The sequence below is a fragment of the Klebsiella sp. GFKo11 genome (assembly GCF_056490265.1).
In genome coordinates, this window is record NZ_CM151369.1 from 3,807,823 (window position 1) to 3,828,354 (window position 20,532).

A 20,532-nucleotide genomic window follows, 5' to 3' on the forward strand; every position below is an offset into this window, starting at 1 on the left:
AAACAGGCTATTGTTAACGCCTCGTTTTTCTTGTCTGAGATAGCCATGAATTCTGTTTCATCTTCTACCGGCCGCCGTAATCTTTTATTGATTGCCGGTATCTTGCTGATTGCGACCACCTTACGCGTTGCATTTACCGGCGCCGCACCGCTGCTGGACGCAATTCGCAGCGAATATGGCCTCACCACCGCGCAAACCGGCCTGTTGACGACCCTGCCGCTGCTGGCCTTCGGCCTGGTCTCACCGCTGGCTGCGGGCGTCGCACGCCGATTCGGTATTGAACGCAGCCTGCTGCTGGCGATGATCCTGATTTGCCTGGGTATCGGTCTGCGCTCGCTACCTTCCGTGGCATTATTGTTTATTGGCACCACGATTATCGGCTGCGGTATTGCGCTGGGGAACGTCCTGCTGCCCGGATTAATCAAACGCGATTTCTCGCAGCATGTTGCCAAAATGACCGGTGCCTACTCCCTGACGATGGGTGGTGCCGCTGCGCTGGGGTCGGCGATGGTGGTCCCGTTGGCGCTTGCCGGACTCGGCTGGCGCGGGGCGCTGCTGATGCTGATGGTTTTCCCGCTGCTGGCGTTGTTTGTCTGGCTACCGCAGTCGCGTCAGCAGGCCCCTGCGCCGCTAACGAATTCGCGCGCGGTCCACAACCGCGGGATCTGGCGCTCGGCGCTGGCCTGGCAGGTCACGCTATTTCTCGGTATTAACTCGCTGGTCTATTACGTCATCATCGGCTGGCTGCCCGCTATTTTGCAAAGCATTGGCTACAGCGAGGCGCAGGCAGGATCTCTGCACGGACTGCTTCAGTTAGCAACCGCAGCACCAGGGCTGGCGATTCCACTAATTCTCCATCGGCTGAAAGATCAGCGCGGTATTGCGGTTCTGGTCGCCCTGATGTGCGCCGTTAGCGCGCTCGGATTGTGGTTTTTGCCCGCTCAGGCGGTGATATGGACGCTGATATTCGGCTTTGGATCCGGCGCAACCATGATTCTGGGGCTGACCTTTATTGGCCTGCGCGCTAATTCGGCACATCAGGCCGCCGCGCTATCGGGAATGGCGCAGGCCGTTGGCTATCTGCTGGCCGCATGCGGGCCGCCGGTGATGGGGAAAATTCATGATGCCAACGGCGACTGGCATATTCCGCTGATCGCCGTGGCGCTGATTTCAATCGCAATGGCGGTATTTGGTGCGCTGGCCGGTCGCGATCGGGAGATCAACAGCTAGCAACACCAGCGCCCGGCAATTTTCGCTGCCGGGCGTTTACTTATTGGCTTGCCGCGTGCAAAAACGCGTGCACCAGCGGCGATGGGCGCCCTTCCAGAGAATTGCGCTCGTGCTGGAATAGCGTGGCGACAAAGAACGGATGCGTTATCAGCTCCACCGCCCGAATCTCGCCATCATCATCCCAGCCGGTCACCCGCAGATCGCCCTGCTCCAGCTCGCGAGCAAAGTCTTCTGCAATCCCATAGTTGCAGTGGTAACCCTCTTCAATGTTGTCACGCCCATAGGCGCGAGCGATCAGGGTATTGGCACGCAGTTCAATGCCATCTGTCTTTTCCACCAGCGAGCAGCTCAGCGGTGCAATCACCATCCTGCCTTCAGTATCGGTTTCGGCATGCGCAGCATCCTGCCAGCCCATCACATTACGCGCGTATTCAACGATCGCGTGCTGGAAACCGCCGCAGGTACCGAGGAACGGAATGCTGTTTTCACGCGCGTGGCGAATGGCGATAAACGCGCCTTCGGCGTTTTTATAAGGACTGGCGGGAACGACCCAGATAGCATCGTAGTCGGCCAGATCGTCGGCGGAGCTTATCTCGCTGGTTGCCAGCCAGTCGTAGCGCAACGCAAGCTCCATTACGGCAGCGGCATCATCAATCGCCAGCGGAATCGCTTTATGGGCAATTACATCAGGGTTGTAGTCACCAACCAGGGCAATACGCAAGGGGGAGGAGTTCATAGCAGGATCCTTATGTCAGAGCGATTATCAGGCAACACAAGGAGCCTCAGGTTAGCGATCCCGGCGGCGGAACACAATCCTTATTTTTTACACGCCAGGTCCCGCGCAATTTTGCCTGACAGGCGGTATGGTATAAAGCAAAGGAATGGCTACGGATACGAGATGAAGAGCAAAATTCTGGTCAGCGCCTGTCTGATGGGCTTTCAGGTTCGCTATAACGGCAGCAACAAGGCGCAGCTGGCCGACGCGCTATCGCGCTGGCAGCAAGAGGGACGGCTGGTCATCCACTGCCCGGAGCTGGCAGCCGGTTTGCCGGTCCCCCGACTCCCGGCAGAAATCCTCAATGCTCAGGGCGCTGATGTAATGCAAAACCGTGCGCAAATCGTTGAAAGTGATGGCCAGGATGTTACTGCACACTATCAACTGGCCGCCTGGCTGGCGCTGAAAGCAGCGCAAGAAGAAGGCTGTGCCGCCGCATTGTTGACCGATGGTAGCCCAACCTGCGGTAGCCAGTTTATCTATGATGGTACCTTCAACGGGCAGCGCAAACCCGGCTCTGGCGTTGCTGCCGCGCTGCTTCGCGAACACGGCATTACGGTATTTTCCGACGGGCAGATCCCGCAACTGCTCAACTGGATGGAACGAAGGGAGAGTGACGATGATTCAATGTAAACGCGTTTATGACCCACAAGAAGAGAGCGATGGCTATCGCGTGCTGGTTGATCGCCTGTGGCCGCGTGGCATTAAAAAAGAGGCGCTGAACTACGATGAGTGGTGTAAAACGCTCACCCCGTCGGCTGATTTACGCAAGGCTTACCATAGCGAGACAATCGATTTTGCTCACTTCAGTCAGCTCTATCGTCAGGAACTGGATGCCCACCGCGATGAAGGCGCGCGCCTCGCCGCCCTGGCCCGTCAGCAGCAGCTAACGCTACTCTATGGGGCGAAAAACACCCGACAAAATCATGCTCAGGTGCTTGCCGCCTGGCTGGAAGCGCTGGAATAAGCGCTATGACTTAGCCGGATGATCGCGACGCCAGAGATCCCATTCGTCAATCGTTTCGCCACCCGGCAGCTTACAGTCTGTGCGCACGCCCTGCGGGCTTTGTACAGGCACCTGAGTGCCTCCCAGCTGTCCGCAGTAAACCGACGCCGGGTTAGCCATGCCCACCGGATGCGTGGGCTGAGTCTGTTGAGGCTGAGCGCATCCGGCGAGCGCCAGAGGCAGCATGATTGTCATCCACTTCATTTCTACTCCTTAATTGATCAAATCGGTCTTTCGCCCTGAATCTCCACGGTTTCTCCATTTTAACTACACTTTTACCTCGTAGAGTAGCCCCTGTTCTCGAACTGACCAGAGAACAGATCATTCCATAATCAATGAGTTTTTCCCCGTCGCCCCCGACGGGGCTTTTTTTCCTGGTGCCGATACAGGTATTCTCCCAACAGATGTGTTAAATTTTATGTATCTCTGTTTACTCTGCGCTGATGGTCGTTTTTAGCATAATTTGCTGGTAGTCACGATTAGCGTTCGGGAGCCGTATCATTCATGTCCGACTTTATTCTTGCCCGCGTCTCACAAACTCTCGCCAATGAACACTCTCTGGAAGCATTGGTGCGGCAGTTACTTGAGATGCTGGAGCTTGTCACTCGAATGGAATCCACCTACCTGACGCGTATCGACTTTGAAGCGCAGCGACAGCTGATTATGTATGCGCACAACAGCAGCGAAATGCAGATCCCTGAAGGTTTTTCCGTCCCATGGAACGACTCGCTGTGCAAGCGTGCGCTGGACGATCGCTGCCTGTTCAGCAACGACGTGGCCGAGCGCTGGCGTTCGTGCATTGCGGCGCAGGATTTGGGCATAGCCACCTTCTTCAGCATTCCGGTGCGCCTGACCGATGGCTCGCTGTTCGGTACGCTGTGTGCAACCAGCCGCGAAAGACAGCCCTATAACCTTGAGGGTGAGCAGGTCATGAATCTGTTTGCCAAACTCATCTCCCATTACGTTGAGAAAGAGACGCTGGTGCAACAGTTGCGTACGGCTAACGTCGCGCTTGAAATGCACTCTTATACCGATGAATTGACCGGTTTGCCCAACCGTCGTTCGCTGTTTAAGCACCTTTCCGCTCAATTCCCGCGCGCATGTGAGCAGCAGCGCAATGTGCTGATGATTTTTATCGACCTTGATGATTTTAAAGCGATAAACGATCGATTCGGTCACCCGTGTGGCGACAGTTTTCTCATTCAGATTGGCGAGCGTCTCAATGCCCGTGTACGTAGCGGCGATATTGTCGGTCGCCTTGGTGGAGATGAATTTTTAATTGTCGGCCCGGGCCTTGAATTAGCAGAACAGCTAGAGTATATCGCCGCGTTACGCCATGAGTTAACGGGGACCTATTTTCTTGCCGGGAACCGTATTCACTACCCCGGCGCCAGTTTTGGCGTTATCGACGTCAACCCTCAGACGATGGACGTCGAACAGGCGCTGCGTGCCGCTGACGATGCGATGTATCAGGATAAGAAGTCACGCCGCCAGGGGACTTTCTTTCATATAGACTAATACAACGCGTGAATATCCCGTATGATGTCAGGCATATTTCGCACCTATAGGGACAAAACAATGAGACTGGGCATTCTATTTCCGGTGGCTATATTTATCGTTGCCGTTGTTTTTCTGGGCTGGTTTTTTGTCGGCGGTTATGCGGCACCGGGCGGGGCATAATGAAAAAAAGCACCATTATTATGCTTATCATTGCCATTGTGGCTGTAGCGGGTACGCAGTTCGGCTGGTGGTAAGGCGGGTGGCAGAACGCTGAATAAGGCGAACTTCGGTTCGCCTTATTGCATTACGCTAGTCCTGACGATCGGAACCTAAAAACAGGAAACCCAGCGGAATAGAGAATAGCAGCGTGAACACAATGCTATAAACCGTGACCATCGCCCCTTGCAGGAAGAACATTGACGTCGTCCACTCTGAGTACGGCATATTATACTCGCTCACCACGCCCCCAAAGGTCGCACGGCCAACCACGAAAAGCGCGATGGCAAACACCGCCCCTATCGACAGGAAAAACTTCTTGCTGTTTTTATTGCTGGTGAGTTTCTGCAGAATCATCCGGGTTCCCTTTTTTCTGAGCGATAATCGGCTGTATATGTAACACCAATGCAATAAAAATTGAAGGGATTTTGTTACGAAACAGTGATAGTCGCTATCGGGCCGGTCGCGCGTACCGGCCCAACGATTACGACTGAAGGGTCGCCAGACGGGCAGCGAAACCGACAAAGACTAAGCCAATAAGGCTGTTGCCTATTTTCGCCAGTTTCTTTTTCGTTTTGACATAGCGCGTCACAAAAGAGCCGGAGACGATCAGGAAGCTCATGTAGCAGAAGCTAATGATTTCCAGAGTCAGCGCCAGAATAAAGAACGCGAGGCCTGGGGTTTTGGCATTAACGTCGATAAACTGCACGAAAAAAGAGACATAAAACAGAATGGCTTTCGGATTCGTCAGGCTGAGAGTCAGCGAACGCTTAAGAATCGCGCTCCCTGGTTCGGAATCAGACGCAGAATGACCATCGCGCTGGGTTAACACCGCGTAGAGCATCTTACCGCCCATCCACAGTAGATAAATCGCCCCCAGGTAACGGACAATATTGAACAGTACCGGCGTGGTTTTGATAAGCGTCGCGACGCCCGCAAAAGCGAGAAACATCAGTACCGCATCGCCAATAAACACGCCAGCTGCCGCCAGATAGCCCTTTTTAACGCCGTGAGCAACGCCAGTTTTGAGGACAAAAAAGGTATTCGGGCCGGGCACCAGGATAATAAAGATAGCCCCAACCAGATAGGTCAGGTAATTCAAAACACCAAACTCAGCGAACACAACGCACTCCTTCGCTTACAACAAAAAAATATGATCCCGCGCACGTTAACGCAACGGAGACCATTTTGAAAGCGCTGTGAGTGCGGATGTCTTAATACAGCGAAGTTTCGCCCTGCGGACGGGTTTTAAAGCGGCGGTGAACCCACAAATATTGCTCCGGCGCACGCAGGATCTCTTTCTCAATGACTTTATTGATATAGCTGGCCGCATCCTGCTTATCTTCGCCTGGATAATCGCTCATCACATCACTGATATAGAGGCGGTAACCTTTGCGGTCTGGCTTGCGTACCATGCTGATAGTCAGCATTTTCGCACCAGACAAGCGAGATAGCACGTAGGTACCGTTGGTCGTTGCCGCGTGTTCCACAGAGAAGAACGGAGCAAACACGCTTCCCTTGGGGCCGTAATCCTGATCCGGGGCGAACCAAACGGCCTCGCCAGATTTCAATGCATGGACCAGACCAGACAAATTGCGGCGGTCAATCATCGCTTTGTTGGAACGTAAACGACCGCGAGTCTGCACCCACTCCATCAGCGGGCTGTTATGTGGGCGATAAGTTGCCATCATCGGGCGACACAGCCCCATAGTGCGACCACCTAATTCAAGTGACATAAAGTGCACGCCGACAGCCATCACTCCTTTTCCCGCACTCATCGCGTTGTTGAGGTTATCCAGGCCTTCAACGTCAAACCATTTTCTCACTCGCTCATCGCTCCAGAACCATGCCATACCGGTCTCGATAAGACCCATCCCTAGCGACATGAAGTTTTGTTCAATAAGCTTGTCTCGCTCCGCTGGCGACATATCCGGAAAACAGAGTTCGAGGTTACGTCGGGCGATACGTTCACGGCGTTTTAGAAAACGTCGCGATGCCCGGCCAGCGCTGGTACCGATGGTATGTAAAACGGGATAGGGTAATTGAACGATGAGCCAGAGTATGGCAAGGCCAAACCAGGTCCCCCAATTACGGGGATGGAGGAGACTTTTATTAAAAGCGCAAGACATGGTTTTTCCTGTAAACATTCAAACATGAGGTAACGCTTAAGGAAAAAACGAGTCCCTTCATCGAGTCATTAGGCGATACGTATAGCATTACTGACAATAATAATACTGGTAAATTCACTCCGGCAAGTAAAAAACCACGCCAGCATAAAAAAACACAATACAAGCACACCTGTAACAAAATGTAAAATAAAAATGAACAAATCATTACGAATATCTATAAAAAGAATGTTTTCCAGGCTAATCATTCATCAGAGCACCATTGAACTTCGATGCCATGCATGCAGAAAATCATGGGCTGCCTCAGAAGCCATGCGGTGTAGAAGGGAACCACTGGAGGTTAAGTTCGTCCCCTTCCCTGGACCTTATAAGCAATAAATACCACGCTAATCATTACTGGCCAAAATACAAAACCCCACGGCCGTCAATCAGAATTACCCGCCAAAAAAGAGATGCAAGGTGAAATATTTTTGATATTCACTCTGAAATAAGAATCACCTTATTTTACACCGCTGACAGTAAATAATGTTTATCGACAGTTATTCATATTCCTTGCGTTATTTTTCACTCTCCACCTGGACCTTTACACCTTTAACTGAACAGCAGGCGATAAAGTTCAGACGGTGCTTTTGACTTTGGAAAAAGCGCATCATCGATAAAAATCTCGGACGATTCTCGCGCTTCAGTAAACCATTACAGGCAATCTTCAGCGCCTGTTTGAATCCTTCATCTTTGATAAGCCCTTTGGGCGACATTAGCGACATCCGCCCGTGGTGATAACGAACGTAATCGAAACCTGTCCGCTCAAAAAGCGCCTGCCAGCCTTCGGCGCTCAACGGGCTCACGTTGGATTTCACTACGCCCTGCAACTGCATCCGAGCCCCCTCTTCCAGCGCCTCTTGCGTGTACATAATATCGTGGGTCAGCAAACGACCGCCGGGTTTGAGCACGCGAAAATATTCCGCCACCAGCCTCTCCTTAGCTTTATCACCATACATCGTCAGCATCGCCTCATTAATCACTACATCAAAGGCACCATCAGGAAAAGGCAGTCGATTAGCATTAGCCTCCATCACTAATACCCGATTATCCACGCCTTCACGGACGATGTTTTGCCGCGCTATCGCCAGCGCGTCTTTATCCATATCAATTGCGTAGACGCTACAGCGAAAACGCTGCGCCAGCTCTATCGAAGTGGTGCCCATATTACAGGCAACCTCCAGCACTTTGCTGTCAGGAGTCAATCCCGCTTGCTGAAACAACCACTCCGTCGCCTCCACGCCGCCGGGGCGCAGACGAGTTTTCCCCAAACTTGCCAAAAAGGTATGCCCTGCTTTGTCGCTTGCGTTCATCAGAATCTCCTTATCTATAACATGCATTATAAATACATCATTATGATTACCGAGGGAATAATGATAATGAATTTTATTTGCATTAATGGCAGGGGTAATTGGCGGTAAAAAAATCTATTCAATATTTAACAGTTACTTATAGCAACTATTCACTTCATGATTGATAAGCGGATTGCGCTTCAATTGAAATGATAACCATTCTCATATTAACATACGGCACACTGATGAATTTTTCTGAACCCGCTCATGTCCCAGCCTTCCGCTACCGCTGCACCGTTGACGCTTGCCTCGCTGTATAGCGACCATCACGGCTGGCTGAAAAACTGGCTTACCCATAAGCTGCAATCTTCCTTTGACGCCGATGACGTCGCGCAGGATACCTTCGTGCGAATTATGGGCGGCGAGCCGCTGGCAACGATTCGCGATCCAAAGTCTTTCCTTTGCACTATTGCCAAACGAGTGATGATCGACCTGTTCCGCCGCCATGCGCTGGAGCGCGCATGGCTGGACATGCTCTCGCAGCTACCGGAAGAGCTGGTCCCCTCGCCCGAGCTGCGGCAAAGCCAGCTTGAACTGTTACAGCAAATTGACGCCATGCTGGATGGGCTCAATGTAAAAACCCGGGAGGCATTTTTACTCTCGCAGCTCGAAGGCCTGACCTACGCCGAAATCGCCAACCGTCTGTCGGTATCCGTCAGCTCTGTCAAAAAATATATGGCGAGAGCTACCGAGCACTGCCTGCTTTTTCGCCTGGAGAACGGCCTGTGAACCCGGCGTTGAGCGACTCCCGTCGTCAGGCGTTGCGTTCGGCTTCGCACTGGTACGCCGTTCTGAGCGAAGGTCACGTCAGCCCAACGCAGGAAGCCCGCTGGCAACAGTGGTATGAGCAGAACAATGATCACCAGTGGGCCTGGCAACAGGTGGAAAACTTGCGTCAGCAGATGGGGCAATTGCCCGGCGGACTGGCCAGCCGGGCGCTGCACGATAGCCGTCTGGCTCGCCGCCAGGTGCTGAAAGGGCTGCTGCTTTTGCTGGTTGCCGGTGGCGGCTGGCAGCTATGGGATTCCGAACTGGCTGATGGGCTACGCGCCGACTACCGCACGGCAAAGGGCCTGCCGCGCCAGCAGCGGCTTGCCGATGGCACGCTGCTCACACTGAACACCGAAAGCGCTGCTGATGTCCGTTTTGACGCTCATCAGCGCCTCGTCCATCTGCGCTATGGCGAAATCGCCATTAAGACCGCGCACGACAACCAACAGCGACCGTTCCGGGTACGGACTCGTGATGGCTTGCTAACCGCGCTCGGGACCGAATTCACTGTGCGCCAGTTCGCGGGCGGAACACAACTTGCCGTGCAGCAGCACACCGTCGAAGCGGTTTTGCCTTCGGGCAGCAAGCAAAGAGTCAACGCCGGAGAAAGCCTGTGGTTCACCCGCGATCGCTTCGCCGCCCTGGTCGCACTTAACGGCGGTGAAGATAGCTGGACGCAAGGAATATTAACCTTCCGTGATACCCCACTGAGCGAGGTGGTCGCCAGCGTTGCCCGCTATCGCTCCGGCGTACTGCGTTGCGATCCCGCCGTAGCTGATTTACGCCTCAGCGGAACCTTCCCGTTAGGGGATCCTGACGACATCCTTAAGGTCATCGCACAAACCCTGCCGATAAAATTGCAGTTTGTCACCCGCTATTGGGTCACCGTGATTCCGGCTTGAGAAAAAAAATCAAAAAAATTCTCATTCTCCATTGTCCCTTTTCCCCTGCTCGTTCGACTTATTAGGTGAATACAACCAAAAACGATCATGGAGAACTCATGACGCCTTTACGCGTTCTACGCAAACCGCTGCCTCTGGTGATGGCAATTCGTATCAGTCTGCTGCCGTTAGTGGGGCTGACTGCCGTGCCGGTATTTGCCGCCACGCAGTTTGATATTGCAGCCGGGGATTTAGACAACGTACTTAACCAATATGCCGCCCGCAGCGGCATCACGCTCTCCGCCGATGCCAGCCTGACGCGCGGTAAGCTCAGCCCCGGCCTGCACGGCAGTTTTGAAACCGAGCAGGGATTACACACGCTGCTGGACGGCAGCGGATTACAGCTAAAAGCGCTGGGTAATAACGTCTGGACGCTGGAACCCGCGCCCGTCAGTAGCGAATCTACCTTAACCGTAGTGGGCGACTGGCTCGGCGACGCCCGGGGAAACGATGTCTTTGAGCACGCAGGTGCCCGTGATGTTATCCGCCGGGAAGATTTCGCCAAAACCGGCGCGACCACCATGCGCGAAGTTCTGAACCGAATTCCCGGCGTGAATGCACCGGAAAATACCGGTACCGGCAGTCACGATCTGGCGATGAACTTTGGTATTCGCGGCCTCAATCCGCGTCTTGCCAGCCGTTCCACGGTATTGATGGACGGCATCCCAGTGCCTTTTGCGCCTTACGGCCAGCCGCAGCTTTCGCTGGCACCGGTCTCGCTCGGCAATATGGATGCGGTGGATGTGGTACGCGGTGCCGGTGCGGTGCGCTATGGGCCGCAAAGCGTCGGCGGCGTGGTGAACTTCGTGACCCGCGCCATTCCTGAGGATTTCGGTATAGAGGGCGGCATTGAGGGGCAACTCAGCCCTACCTCTTCGCAAAACAATCCGAAAGAAACGCATAACTTAATGATCGGCGGCACGGCGGATAACGGTTTCGGCTCCGCCCTGCTCTACTCCGGCACCCGCGGCAGCGACTGGCGCGAACACAGCGCGACACGCATCGACGATGTGATGCTGAAAAGCAAATATGCGCCCAACGAAGTGCATACCTTTAACAGCCTGCTGCAATACTACGACGGTGAAGCCGATATGCCCGGCGGCCTCTCCCGCGCCGACTATAACGCCGATCGCTGGCAATCCACCCGCCCTTACGACCGCTTCTGGGGACGCCGCCAGCTCGCCAGTCTTGGCTACCAATATCAACCGGACGCGCAGCATAAATTTAATATTCAGGGGTTCTATACCCACACCCTGCGCAGCGGTTATCTGGAACAGGGCAAGCGTATTACCCTCTCGCCACGTGAATATTGGGTTCGCGGCATTGAACCACGCTACAGCCAGAGCTTTATGATGGGCCCATCGGCGCATGAAGTCGGCGTCGGCTACCGCTATGTGAATGAATCGACCCACGAGATGCGTTATTACACCGCGACCACCAGCGGCGAGCTGCCCAGCACCGCCAGCCCGTACGATCGCGATACCCGCTCCGGCACCGAAGCCCACGCCTGGTATATCGACGACCGTATTGATATCGGCAACTGGACGATTACGCCGGGCATGCGCTTTGAGCACATCGAGTCGTATCAGGACAACAATATAAAAGGCACCCGCGAGCAGGTCAGCTATAACGCGCCGCTCCCGGCGCTAAACGTTCTTTATCACCTCACCGACAGCTGGAATATCTATGCCAACACAGAAGGCTCATTCGGCACCGTACAGTACAGCCAAATTGGCAAGGCTGTGCAAAGCGGCAATGTGGAACCGGAAAAAGCACGCACCTGGGAAGTCGGCACCCGCTACGACGACGGCGCGCTGAGCGCCGAGATGGGACTATTCCTGATTAACTTTAATAATCAGTACGACTCCAACCAGACTAACGACACGGTTACCGCACGCGGTAAAACCCGTCATAGCGGCCTGGAAGCGCAAACCCGTTACGACCTTGGCGAACTTTCCCCCACCCTGGATAACCTCTCGGTCTACGCCAGCTATGCCTATGTCAACGCCGAAATCCGCGAAAAAGGTGATACCTACGGCAACCAGGTTCCCTTCTCGCCAAAACACAAAGGCACCTTTGGCGTCGATTACAAGCCCGGCAGCTGGACGTTTAACCTCAGTAGCGACTTCCAGTCCAGCCAGTTTGCGGATAACGCCAACACCGTGGAGGAGAGCGCCGACGGCAGCACCGGGCGTATTCCTGGCTATATGCTGTGGGGCGCGCGAGTGGCCTATGATTTTGGCCCGCAAATGGCCAACCTCAACCTCGCGCTGGGGGTGAAAAACATCTTCGATCATGAGTATTACACCCGCTCTTACGACGATAACAACAAAGGCCTTTACGCCGGTCAGCCGCGCACGCTGTATCTGCAAGGATCGATGAAATTCTGATGATGGTTTGTTGCCGGATAGCGGCGCAAGCGCCCTGTCCGGCAAGCTGGAGTTGACTATGTTTAGCATTGTTCGCATGTTTATTTTTGGCCTGCTATTCCTGACAGGCCCCGCATTCGCCGTCACCGTGCAGGATGAGCACGGCACTTTAACTCTTGATAAGACACCGCAGCGGATCGTGGTGCTCGAACTCTCCTTTGTTGACGCGCTGGCGGCGATTGACGTCAGCCCGGTGGGCGTGGCCGATGATAACGACCCATCGCGAATTCTGCCGGACGTACGTGCGCGCCTGAAACCCTGGCAGTCGGTAGGTACCCGCGCCCAGCCCTCACTGGAAGCCATCAGCGCCCTGCATCCTGACCTGATTATTGCCGATAGCAGCCGCCATAGCGGCATTTACGCCTCCCTGCAACAGATTGCCCCGGTACTGTTGTTGAAATCACGCAATGAAACCTGGGAGGAAAATCTGCAGTCGGCGGGAATTATTGGCAAAGCGGTTGGCAAAGAGGCAGAGATGCGGCAGCGCCTGGCGCAGCATCGGCAAACTATGGCAGCGTTTGCCCGCCAGCTACCAGCCGGTGCCAGCGTGCTATTTGGCACCTCGCGCGAGCAGCAGTTCAATCTTCATTCGACGCAATCGTATACCGGCAGCGTGCTGGCGGCGCTTGGCCTGAAGGTTCCGCAGCCGATCAACGGCGCGCCGATGGCGGCGATCAATCTCGAACAGCTGCTGGCGATTAATCCGCAATGGTTGCTGGTGGCCCATTATCGGGCCGAAAGCATCGTTAAAAAATGGCAGCAGGACGCGCTCTGGCAAATATTACAGGCCCAACAAAAGCAGCAGATTGCCGCCGTCGATAGCAACAGCTGGGCAAGAATGCGCGGGATCTTTGCCGCCGAGCGTATCGCTGGCGATATGGTGAAAATCGTCCACCACCAGGCGGTTGATAGCGCACCATGAGGCCGTTCCGTCGATCGTTTTTTATCTGGGGATTGCCGCTGCTGACGCTCATCGGTCTGTTCTGGCTGAGCCTGTTTTGCTATTCGGCAATCCCGATTTCGCCGCTAAATGCCCTGCACGCCTTGCTCGCGCCGAAAACGCCTCCCCTTGCGCAGGCGTTAGTGCTTAATCTGCGCCTGCCCCGCAGCCTGGTGGCGATGATGCTCGGGGCCAGCCTCGCTGTTTCAGGCACGCTGCTGCAAACCCTGACCCATAACCCGCTGGCCTCTCCCTCTTTGCTGGGCATCAATAGCGGCGCGGCGCTGGCAATGGCGCTGACCAGCGCCTTCAGCCCGGCACCGCTGACCGGGCTTTCGTTGGCGTTGATTGCCGCCTGCGGCGGTGGAATCAGTTGGATGCTGGTGATGACCGCTGGCGGCGGCTGGCGTCAGGAGCTGGATCGCAATCGGCTGATCCTCGCCGGGATTGCCCTCTCGGCGCTATGCATGGCGCTGACCCGCATAACTCTGCTGCTGGCGGAAGATCACGCATACGGTATTCTCACCTGGCTGGCTGGCGGCGTTTCCCACGTGCGCTGGGCAGAGTTCTGGCAGCTTCTGCCTTTTACGGTATTGATTATTCCCGGTGTCTTTCTGTTGGCCAATGCGCTTAATTTGCTGAACGTCAGCGATAGCGCCGCCCATTCACTGGGAGTGAACTTGCCCCGTCTGCGCCTGCTGATTAACGCCGCCGCTTTGTTACTCACCGGGGCCTGCGTCAGCGTCGCCGGGCCGGTCGCCTTTATCGGTCTGCTGATCCCGCATCTGGCACGGCTTTGGGCCGGTTACGATCATCGTACGCTTCTGCCTATGAGCGCCACGCTGGGCGCTTTATTTATGCTATTAGCGGATATTCTCGCCAGAGCGCTGGCCTGGCCGGGAGAGCTCCCGGCGGGCGCGGTGCTGGCTCTGGTCGGTGCACCCTGTTTCGTCTGGCTGGTCAGGAGGCGCGGATGAGACTCCGCCGCGTCAGCTTTTTACTGCTCGTTCTGGCGCTGTTAACCGTGCTTTCGTTGCGTATGGGCGCAGTCCCGCTGCCGTGGCGGGCGCTGCTTGATGGCTGGCATCCGGGTAGCGAACATCACTACGTCCTGATGCAATATCGCCTGCCGCGCGTGGTGCTGGCGCTGATAATCGGCGCCGCGCTGGCGGTTTCCGGCGTGCTGGTTCAGGGAATTGTACGCAATCCGCTGGCCTCGCCGGATATTCTGGGCATTAACCATGCGGCAAGCCTGGCGTCGGTAAGCGCATTGTGGTTTATGCCGTCCCTGTCCCCGCTGTGGTTGCCGCTACTGGCCTTTATTGGCGGGATGTCGGCGATGGTCATCCTGATTGCCCTTGCCGGTTTTTCCCGCCCAATGCGCCTGGCGCTGACCGGCGTGGCGCTGTCGGCCTGCTGGGCCAGCGTGACCGATTATCTTTTACTGTCGCGCCCTCAGGAAATCAATAACGCGCTGCTGTGGCTAACCGGTAGTCTGTGGGCCAGAGATAGCTCATTTGTCATCATCGCCCTGCCCCTGCTCGCGATTTTGCTGCCCCTGAGCTTTACTCTCAGCCGCGATCTCGACCTGCTGGCCTTAGGCAGCGACCGCGCCGGAACGCTCGGCGTCAACACGCGCTGGCTTAACGGCTACGGCCTCACTCTGGCAGTCGCCCTCGCCTCGGTCAGCGTCGCGGTCTGCGGCCCTATCGCTTTTATCAGTCTCGTCGTGCCGCATCTTGTTCGCCGCCTGTTCGGTGGACGTCATCGTTATTTACTGCCGGTTTCGGCGCTGATGGGCGGGCTGGTTCTGCTGCTCGCCGATCTGCTGGCGCGAACGCTCAACCCGCCGATGGAGCTTCCGGCAGGCGTGCTGACAGCGATTATTGGCGCGCCCTGGTTTATCTGGCTACTTGTGAGAATGCGTTAAATGGAACTGCGAACGGAAAATCTGACCGCTGGCTATGACGGCAAGCGCATTATTAACAATCTCAACCTGACGTTACCGGGCGGGAAAATCACCGCACTTCTGGGGCCGAACGGCTGCGGTAAATCCACTCTGTTGAAGTGCTTTTCTCGCCTTCTGACGCCGGACGCTGGGGAGATTTGGCTTGGTAATCAGACCTTAAATGGTATCTCGACTCGTCAACTGGCACGGCGGCTGGCACTCCTTCCGCAGCAGCATCACGTACCTGAAGGCGTGACCGTGCGCGAGCTGGTCAGCTATGGTCGCAGCCCGTGGTTGCCAATATGGGGGCGGCTTTCGGTACAGGATAGAGAGAGCATTGAGCGCGCGCTTGAACGAACAGGCATCGCTGCGCTGGCAGAGCAGCCACTAAGCGCCCTTTCCGGCGGCCAGCGGCAGCGGGCATTTCTGGCGCTACTGCTGGCTCAGGATACGCCGCTGGTGCTGCTTGATGAGCCAACAACCTGGCTGGATATCAATCACCAGGTGGAGTTAATGAAGCTGATGCGCGAGCTACAGCTAATGGGAAAAACCGTGGTCACTGTGCTGCACGATCTTAATCAGGCCAGCCGCTACTGCGATCATTTGGTGGTACTTGCTGGGGGCCAGGTGCAGGCTCAGGGCCCAGCGGAAACGGTGCTGACGCCAGAAATGCTGCGCGAGGTCTTCAGTCTGGAGGCAGAGATTCATCCGGAGCCGGTATCGCAGCGCCCGATGTGCGTGGTGAAATAATACGAGGTATGGCGCAGAACGCGCCATACCTGAGGATAATCAGTAAGTGTGGAAATATTGCTGAATCACCTGCGGATTTTTAGTTTGCGTCAGCGCCGTCATCAGCAGAATGCGCGCTTTAGCCGGATTGAGCGAATCGGATACCAGCCCCGGCTGGCCGTCATCAATCGGTACCACGCCGCTACCGGTACGCGAGGCGCGAACCACCACGATACCGGCTTTTTCCGCTTTTTCGATCCCTGCCGCACTACGTACGGAAACCGAACCCGCTCCGGTACCCGCATAGATAATGCCGTCGGCATGGTGCGCAATCGCCGCGTCATACATATATTCCGGATCGTCCTGATAGCCATAAATAATGACCACTTTTGGCAGTGCGTTAAGGTTACGCACGTCAAAAACAGAACGCACGGTGTGAATTTTATCCACCCGGGTTTCAAACTGCGGCTTGCCGCTGACGATAACACCCAGGTAGCCCTCTTCGGGTGCCTTAAAGGTATCCAGCGTCGTCGCATTCGTTTTGGTCACGAAACGTGCAGCACCGATACGGTCATTAAGAACCACCATCACGCCACGACCTTTCGCTTGCGGATCAGCCGCCACGGTTACCGCCTCCAGCAGATTCATCGGACCATCGGCGCTGATGGCCGTTGCCGGACGCATTGCCGCGGTGAAGACCACCGGCTTAATGCTTTTTACCGTCAGGTTGAGGAAATAAGGCGTTTCATCCAGCGTATCGGTTCCATGAGTAATCACGACGCCGTCTACGTCATCGCGGGCCAGCAGCTCATTAACGCGTTTTGACAACTTGAGAATAATATCGCTGGTCATATTTTCGCTGCCAATATTGGCTACCTGCTCACCGTCAACGCGCGCGACCTTGCTCATCTCAGGCACGGCATTAATCAGCGTCTGTACGCCAATCGCGCCGGCTTTATACCCGGTCGTTTGGGTGTTGCTGGCCGCCGAGCCGGCAATGGTTCCTCCGGTCGCCAGGATCACAATGTGCGGCAGGCGCGTCTCACTTAATGCAAAAGTACTCACTGTCAGTAACGCAATGGCCAGTAATGCTCTAAAATTCATAATTACTCATCCCAAAATAGATATTAATCAAACACGCACAGCGTTAATGCAAACGGCTTGCCAGGATTTATTTTTGTTTTAAACATAAAAATGATTAACTATCAGACAAAAAAGGATTTTTTATTCACCCTTGGCGCTACTTTGGTGCAGAGACGCGCTAAAAATGGGCGCTATAAAATTCTGAATCAGAATCAACTTATTCAACGAATTCTGTAATACAGGCATAAAGCGCGTGATGGTTACATAATCGGCAATGTGATGAGCGAAATGAACCAAAACAATTCGGGTAACGCGATGGAGAAAAACGATGCGTATCGCCTTAAAATCAGCATTGATGCTTGCCACCCGCGTCATACAAATCATTAACCCTGAATTACATCTTCATATGCAAAGAACGGCGCTGATTGCGCTAGAGCTTGCGCTCGCGGCCGGCTTGTCTCGTCAGCAGCAGCAGACCATTTTTTGCGCCGCTCTGCTGCACGATATCGGCGTGCTGGGCGACAAAAGGGTTATCGCTTCACTCAACGCGATAGATAATCTCGACGACCCGCATCAGCATCGGGGAGCCGAAATGCTAGATGGGTTAGCCACTCTGGCCCCCATTCTGCCGATTATCCGCGACCACCATTTTAGCCCGAGCCACAGAGGCAGCCTCGAACAGCATATTGTTTATTTTGCCGACGTCTTTGAGCGCCTGTTATCCAGCGATAAAACCGCCACCACCTATCAAACCGACATTGTCATTGATAAATTTCGTGCGCTATATCAGGAGATCGACCCGCAGCTGTGCCAGACCTTATGCCAGCTCGCCCAAAAGGAGCATTTTTGGCTGCATCTTAACCCCGGGCATATTCAGCGGATGCTGGAGATTATCGGCCCAATTAACGCTATTTACATCGATATCGATGGCCTGAAAGACATCTGTTTATTGATCGCCAAAATTGTAGACACCTACAGCAGCTTTACCGCCAGCCACAGTCTGATGGTCGGGAAAATATCCCGAATGCTGGCAACCTACATAAATCTGCCGGAATTAGAGTGCCAAAAAATCGAAATCGCCGGCTATTTACATGATATTGGCAAAATCTATATCCCGTTGGCGATTCTGGAAAAACAGGGTGAACTGGATGACGAAGAGCTACTTCAGGTTCGTGAGCATAGCTACATGACCGGTAAACTGCTTAGCGCCTTTAGCGAACTTGGCGAGATCATTAACTGGGCTGCCAATCATCATGAAAAACTGGATGGCAGCGGTTATCCTCTCCATCTTAATGAGGATTATCTGCAGCTCCCGGACCGAATTATCGCCATCGCCGATATTTTTACCGCCCTCACCGAAGACCGCCCCTATCGCCACGGAATGAGCCTTCAGCAAGCATTACAGCTGATAGAGGCTGATGTTATAAATGGTGCGTTGGATAAAGACGTGTATCGCGTTTTGCACCAGCATGCCAAAGCGCTCCACGCTATTATTACTAACACACTGCACTCTTGAGAGTCGGGCCTGTACGGGTAAACCAAGGGTGCAGTTATAAAAAAATATAATTAATTCATCTGCACGCAAGGATATATCCGGTGAGAATCGCCACCATGACCAACTGGGCCTACGGGATCACCGTCGCCCTGACCCTCGCTTCAGGCATCGCAATGCTGATGGCCTCCAGCGCGGACAATGCCGAACGTCGCGCCGTTGAACAGCGTCAACAGTTCGATCAACTTAGTGAAGAAGTTGAGAACGGAGCCTGGGAGCTTTCAGACCTCGCCCGGCTGTATATCATCAGAAAAAATCCGGATGTTTTACGGGAGTATCGGCAACAGGCTCAGGCAATAACTGCGATTGAACATCGGCTGGAAAAGCTCAGGGACAATGGCGCGACGCTTGAAGAACTGGCGCTATTGCGTGATGGTTTGCAGAAAGCCGATGAATTGCAGGATGAACAGCAAACGGCCCTGGCGCATGCCGATCGAGGGGAAGAGAAAGAGGCGGTAAACTTACTGTACGGCGTTCCCTACGAGCAAGAACTTGAGCAGGTGCAGACGCAGCTTGACCATTTTCGCCTGATGCTTGAAGGCCGGGTGAATAAAACCATTTCCGAGGCCACGGAGAAATCGCGCATCTGGCGAACCCTTTCCGAGGTGATGGTGGGGCTGACGGCGCTGATGTTCCTGTTTGTACTGGGTTTTCTTCTCAAACGCCGGGTGTTATATCCTGTCGTGCGCTTGAGCGATGTCGTGCAGCGACTGGCTTCCCAGGACTACGCCGTCGAAACGCCGCAGTTTACCCAGATAGATGAAATTGGCGATATGGCCCAGGCGATTCGTATCTTCCGCGAAAACGGTCTTGCGCGGCAGCGACTTGAGCAAGAGCGCGATGCCGACTGGGCAATTCGGGAACTGCTGGCGCGGATGACCCAGCGGCTACAAGGCTGCGAGTCGTTCGAGGATGTCATTAAGGTTGCTGAGCTGTTCGCGCCGAATATCGCCCCTGAGATCCCCGGCCGACTCTATATCCTCGATACCGATCCCTGGCAGATGCGCTGCGTCGCGCAGTGGCTGTCGCCGCCGGATGAACCTCTTGTTTTCCATCCCGACAACTGCTGGGCCGTTCGGCGCGGGCTGAGCCACCCACCGGTAAATGGCGAACCAGACATTGCCTGCTACCACCTGCCGCAAGCGCAGGCTAACCAATCGCTGTGCGTGCCGCTCATTGCCCAAGGCGAAGCCATTGGCCTGCTTTCATTCCGCAACGTAACCCCTTCCACAGCCCCTTCTCGCGCCTATCTCGAACTGATGGCGGAAGCGCTGGGGCTGGCGTTGGCTAACCAGCGTTTACGTAACGCGCTACTGGAAAAAGCGCTGTTCGATTCGCTCACTGGACTGCGTAACCGCCATCATCTTGACGATGCTCTGCACACGCAGATGAATCTGGCCGTGCGCAACGGTACGCCGCTAAGTTGTCTGATGATCGATATCGATCACTTTAAGGCAATCAATGATAATTACGGCCACGAGGCGGGCGATCTGGTGATTAAAAGCGTCGCCGCGATCATCCAGCGTGCAGTGCGTGATATCGGGATGGCCTTCCGCTACGGCGGCGAAGAGTTCCTCGTGCTGCTGGCCGGAACCAACGAAGAGGCCGCTATGGCCTGTGCTACCGATATTTATAACAGCGTACATCTGCTGACCTTACGCTATGGACTGGCTGAGATGGGTCAGGTTGATGTCTCCATCGGCATCGCCAGCTACCCGCAGCATACCCAAAGCGATAGCCTGTTGCGCGCGGCGGATGCGGCGCTCTACCGGGCAAAAGAGCTGGGGCGTTCAAGGATTGTGAGCTTTGGGATGTTGAAAACGGAGTGAGTGGCGTTCTTAGCCCCCCTCTCCTCTCGCTAATGCTGCACAGCCGGGGCGGCAGAGACGCTGTCG

The 20,532-nt window shown here is 54.8% G+C and carries 22 protein-coding genes; 15 read left to right on the forward strand and 7 right to left on the reverse strand.

Features of this window, described 5'->3' with window-relative positions; genetic code table 11:
- Positions 1 to 45 precede the first annotated feature (45 nt).
- Complete coding sequence (locus tag AC07P6_RS18560; RefSeq protein WP_478314115.1) at positions 46 to 1,230, forward strand: CynX/NimT family MFS transporter; 1,185 nt, start codon at positions 46 to 48, stop codon at positions 1,228 to 1,230.
- A 40-nt stretch (positions 1,231 to 1,270) separates the two neighbouring features.
- On the opposite strand, the gene AC07P6_RS18565 is transcribed toward AC07P6_RS18560, so the two are convergent.
- Positions 1,271 to 1,966, reverse strand: coding sequence for a CTP synthase C-terminal region-related (seleno)protein (locus AC07P6_RS18565; RefSeq protein ID WP_478314117.1), 696 nt, complete (start codon positions 1,964 to 1,966; stop codon positions 1,271 to 1,273).
- A 162-nt stretch (positions 1,967 to 2,128) separates the two neighbouring features.
- On the opposite strand from AC07P6_RS18565, the gene AC07P6_RS18570 reads away from it, so the two are divergent.
- Positions 2,129 to 2,638, forward strand: coding sequence for a 2-thiouracil desulfurase family protein (locus AC07P6_RS18570; RefSeq protein WP_478314119.1), 510 nt, complete (start codon positions 2,129 to 2,131; stop codon positions 2,636 to 2,638).
- Entirely contained in the window at positions 2,625 to 2,972 is a 348-nt protein-coding gene (locus AC07P6_RS18575) for a DUF488 domain-containing protein (RefSeq protein ID WP_478314120.1), read from the forward strand. The genes AC07P6_RS18570 and AC07P6_RS18575 overlap by 14 nt, the downstream gene beginning before the upstream one ends.
- A 3-nt stretch (positions 2,973 to 2,975) precedes the next feature.
- Here the strand turns inward: AC07P6_RS18575 and AC07P6_RS18580 are convergent, their stop codons facing one another.
- Complete coding sequence (locus AC07P6_RS18580; protein WP_478314122.1) at positions 2,976 to 3,215, reverse strand: putative hemolysin; 240 nt, start codon at positions 3,213 to 3,215, stop codon at positions 2,976 to 2,978.
- A 300-nt stretch (positions 3,216 to 3,515) separates the two neighbouring features.
- Here AC07P6_RS18580 and AC07P6_RS18585 point away from each other — a divergent pair, with 300 nt between their 5' ends.
- The 3 genes from AC07P6_RS18585 to AC07P6_RS18595 are packed head-to-tail and all read left to right on the forward strand — an operon-like array spanning position 3,516 to position 4,765.
- Positions 3,516 to 4,529 carry a GGDEF domain-containing protein gene (locus tag AC07P6_RS18585; protein ID WP_110273601.1) on the forward strand — a complete coding sequence of 338 codons (1,014 nt, stop codon included), beginning with the start codon at positions 3,516 to 3,518 and terminating at the stop codon, positions 4,527 to 4,529.
- A gap of 60 nt (positions 4,530 to 4,589) precedes the next feature.
- Positions 4,590 to 4,691 carry a YoaK family small membrane protein gene (locus tag AC07P6_RS18590; RefSeq protein ID WP_004101234.1) on the forward strand — a complete coding sequence of 34 codons (102 nt, stop codon included), beginning with the start codon at positions 4,590 to 4,592 and terminating at the stop codon, positions 4,689 to 4,691.
- 20 nt (positions 4,692 to 4,711) lie between these two features.
- Positions 4,712 to 4,765, forward strand: a complete 54-nt coding sequence (locus AC07P6_RS18595) for a hypothetical protein (RefSeq protein WP_407657800.1) — start codon at positions 4,712 to 4,714, stop codon at positions 4,763 to 4,765.
- 55 nt (positions 4,766 to 4,820) lie between these two features.
- On the opposite strand, the gene AC07P6_RS18600 is transcribed toward AC07P6_RS18595, so the two are convergent.
- The 4 genes from AC07P6_RS18600 to AC07P6_RS18615 form a co-directional block, all read right to left on the reverse strand.
- A complete protein-coding gene (locus AC07P6_RS18600; protein WP_110273602.1) occupies positions 4,821 to 5,084 on the reverse strand; it encodes a DUF2534 family protein in 264 nt (87 codons plus the stop codon).
- A 127-nt stretch (positions 5,085 to 5,211) separates the two neighbouring features.
- Positions 5,212 to 5,850: a leucine efflux protein LeuE gene (gene leuE / locus AC07P6_RS18605; protein ID WP_110273603.1), complete on the reverse strand. Its 639-nt coding sequence runs from the start codon at positions 5,848 to 5,850 to the stop codon at positions 5,212 to 5,214.
- A 91-nt stretch (positions 5,851 to 5,941) separates the two neighbouring features.
- Positions 5,942 to 6,856 carry a kdo(2)-lipid IV(A) palmitoleoyltransferase gene (lpxP, locus tag AC07P6_RS18610; RefSeq protein WP_181482636.1) on the reverse strand — a complete coding sequence of 305 codons (915 nt, stop codon included), beginning with the start codon at positions 6,854 to 6,856 and terminating at the stop codon, positions 5,942 to 5,944.
- Between the two features lie 554 nt (positions 6,857 to 7,410).
- Positions 7,411 to 8,205: an SAM-dependent methyltransferase gene (locus AC07P6_RS18615; protein WP_478314123.1), complete on the reverse strand. Its 795-nt coding sequence runs from the start codon at positions 8,203 to 8,205 to the stop codon at positions 7,411 to 7,413.
- 246 nt (positions 8,206 to 8,451) lie between these two features.
- On the opposite strand from AC07P6_RS18615, the gene fecI reads away from it, so the two are divergent.
- The 7 genes from fecI (at position 8,452) to fecE (ending at position 16,023) form a co-directional block, all read left to right on the forward strand.
- Entirely contained in the window at positions 8,452 to 8,973 is a 522-nt protein-coding gene (fecI, locus tag AC07P6_RS18620) for a ferric citrate uptake sigma factor FecI (protein WP_478314124.1), read from the forward strand.
- On the forward strand, positions 8,970 to 9,917 hold the full coding sequence (fecR, locus tag AC07P6_RS18625) for a ferric citrate uptake sigma factor regulator FecR (RefSeq protein WP_478314126.1): 948 nt from the start codon (positions 8,970 to 8,972) through the stop codon (positions 9,915 to 9,917). Before fecI ends, fecR begins: the two co-directional genes overlap by 4 nt.
- A gap of 98 nt (positions 9,918 to 10,015) precedes the next feature.
- Positions 10,016 to 12,346, forward strand: coding sequence for a TonB-dependent Fe(3+) dicitrate receptor FecA (gene fecA / locus AC07P6_RS18630; RefSeq protein WP_478314127.1), 2,331 nt, complete (start codon positions 10,016 to 10,018; stop codon positions 12,344 to 12,346).
- Positions 12,347 to 12,404: 58 nt separating this feature from the next.
- On the forward strand, positions 12,405 to 13,307 hold the full coding sequence (locus AC07P6_RS18635; RefSeq protein WP_434659181.1) for a Fe(3+) dicitrate ABC transporter substrate-binding protein FecB: 903 nt from the start codon (positions 12,405 to 12,407) through the stop codon (positions 13,305 to 13,307).
- Positions 13,304 to 14,302: an iron-dicitrate ABC transporter permease FecC gene (gene fecC / locus AC07P6_RS18640; protein WP_478314129.1), complete on the forward strand. Its 999-nt coding sequence runs from the start codon at positions 13,304 to 13,306 to the stop codon at positions 14,300 to 14,302. The genes AC07P6_RS18635 and fecC overlap by 4 nt, the downstream gene beginning before the upstream one ends.
- Positions 14,299 to 15,255 (forward strand): Fe(3+) dicitrate ABC transporter permease subunit FecD, encoded by a 957-nt coding sequence (gene fecD / locus AC07P6_RS18645; RefSeq protein WP_478314131.1) that lies wholly within the window; start codon positions 14,299 to 14,301, stop codon positions 15,253 to 15,255. The genes fecC and fecD overlap by 4 nt, the downstream gene beginning before the upstream one ends.
- A complete protein-coding gene (fecE, locus tag AC07P6_RS18650; protein ID WP_478314133.1) occupies positions 15,256 to 16,023 on the forward strand; it encodes a Fe(3+) dicitrate ABC transporter ATP-binding protein FecE in 768 nt (255 codons plus the stop codon).
- Between the two features lie 39 nt (positions 16,024 to 16,062).
- Here fecE and fraE read toward each other — a convergent pair whose 3' ends face one another.
- The gene (gene fraE / locus AC07P6_RS18655; RefSeq protein WP_478314135.1) at positions 16,063 to 17,106 is read right to left on the reverse strand and encodes a fructose-asparagine asparaginase; all 1,044 of its coding nucleotides are present in this window, start codon (positions 17,104 to 17,106) and stop codon (positions 16,063 to 16,065) included.
- 307 nt (positions 17,107 to 17,413) lie between these two features.
- Here fraE and AC07P6_RS18660 point away from each other — a divergent pair, with 307 nt between their 5' ends.
- Together AC07P6_RS18660 and AC07P6_RS18665 are read left to right on the forward strand one after the other, a co-directional pair.
- Positions 17,414 to 18,601, forward strand: a complete 1,188-nt coding sequence (locus tag AC07P6_RS18660) for an HD-GYP domain-containing protein (protein WP_182237983.1) — start codon at positions 17,414 to 17,416, stop codon at positions 18,599 to 18,601.
- 80 nt (positions 18,602 to 18,681) lie between these two features.
- The gene (locus tag AC07P6_RS18665) at positions 18,682 to 20,466 is read left to right on the forward strand and encodes a diguanylate cyclase (protein ID WP_434659185.1); all 1,785 of its coding nucleotides are present in this window, start codon (positions 18,682 to 18,684) and stop codon (positions 20,464 to 20,466) included.
- Positions 20,467 to 20,532: the final 66 nt, after the last annotated feature.

Excerpts from the sequence above, each read along its gene's own strand:
- AC07P6_RS18560 (WP_478314115.1), top strand. The coding sequence starts at position 46 with ATGAATTCTGTTTCATCTTCTACCGGCCGCCGTAATCTTTTATTGATT.
- AC07P6_RS18565 (WP_478314117.1), bottom strand. The coding sequence starts at position 1,966 with ATGAACTCCTCCCCCTTGCGTATTGCCCTGGTTGGTGACTACAACCCT.
- AC07P6_RS18570 (WP_478314119.1), top strand. The coding sequence starts at position 2,129 with ATGAAGAGCAAAATTCTGGTCAGCGCCTGTCTGATGGGCTTTCAGGTT.
- AC07P6_RS18575 (WP_478314120.1), top strand. The coding sequence starts at position 2,625 with ATGATTCAATGTAAACGCGTTTATGACCCACAAGAAGAGAGCGATGGC.
- AC07P6_RS18580 (WP_478314122.1), bottom strand. The coding sequence starts at position 3,215 with ATGAAGTGGATGACAATCATGCTGCCTCTGGCGCTCGCCGGATGCGCT.
- AC07P6_RS18585 (WP_110273601.1), top strand. The coding sequence starts at position 3,516 with ATGTCCGACTTTATTCTTGCCCGCGTCTCACAAACTCTCGCCAATGAA.
- AC07P6_RS18590 (WP_004101234.1), top strand. The coding sequence starts at position 4,590 with ATGAGACTGGGCATTCTATTTCCGGTGGCTATATTTATCGTTGCCGTT.
- AC07P6_RS18600 (WP_110273602.1), bottom strand. The coding sequence starts at position 5,084 with ATGATTCTGCAGAAACTCACCAGCAATAAAAACAGCAAGAAGTTTTTC.
- lpxP (WP_181482636.1), bottom strand. The coding sequence starts at position 6,856 with ATGTCTTGCGCTTTTAATAAAAGTCTCCTCCATCCCCGTAATTGGGGG.
- AC07P6_RS18615 (WP_478314123.1), bottom strand. The coding sequence starts at position 8,205 with ATGAACGCAAGCGACAAAGCAGGGCATACCTTTTTGGCAAGTTTGGGG.
- fecI (WP_478314124.1), top strand. The coding sequence starts at position 8,452 with ATGTCCCAGCCTTCCGCTACCGCTGCACCGTTGACGCTTGCCTCGCTG.
- fecA (WP_478314127.1), top strand. The coding sequence starts at position 10,016 with ATGACGCCTTTACGCGTTCTACGCAAACCGCTGCCTCTGGTGATGGCA.
- AC07P6_RS18635 (WP_434659181.1), top strand. The coding sequence starts at position 12,405 with ATGTTTAGCATTGTTCGCATGTTTATTTTTGGCCTGCTATTCCTGACA.
- fecC (WP_478314129.1), top strand. The coding sequence starts at position 13,304 with ATGAGGCCGTTCCGTCGATCGTTTTTTATCTGGGGATTGCCGCTGCTG.
- fecD (WP_478314131.1), top strand. The coding sequence starts at position 14,299 with ATGAGACTCCGCCGCGTCAGCTTTTTACTGCTCGTTCTGGCGCTGTTA.
- fecE (WP_478314133.1), top strand. The coding sequence starts at position 15,256 with ATGGAACTGCGAACGGAAAATCTGACCGCTGGCTATGACGGCAAGCGC.
- fraE (WP_478314135.1), bottom strand. The coding sequence starts at position 17,106 with ATGAATTTTAGAGCATTACTGGCCATTGCGTTACTGACAGTGAGTACT.
- AC07P6_RS18660 (WP_182237983.1), top strand. The coding sequence starts at position 17,414 with ATGCGTATCGCCTTAAAATCAGCATTGATGCTTGCCACCCGCGTCATA.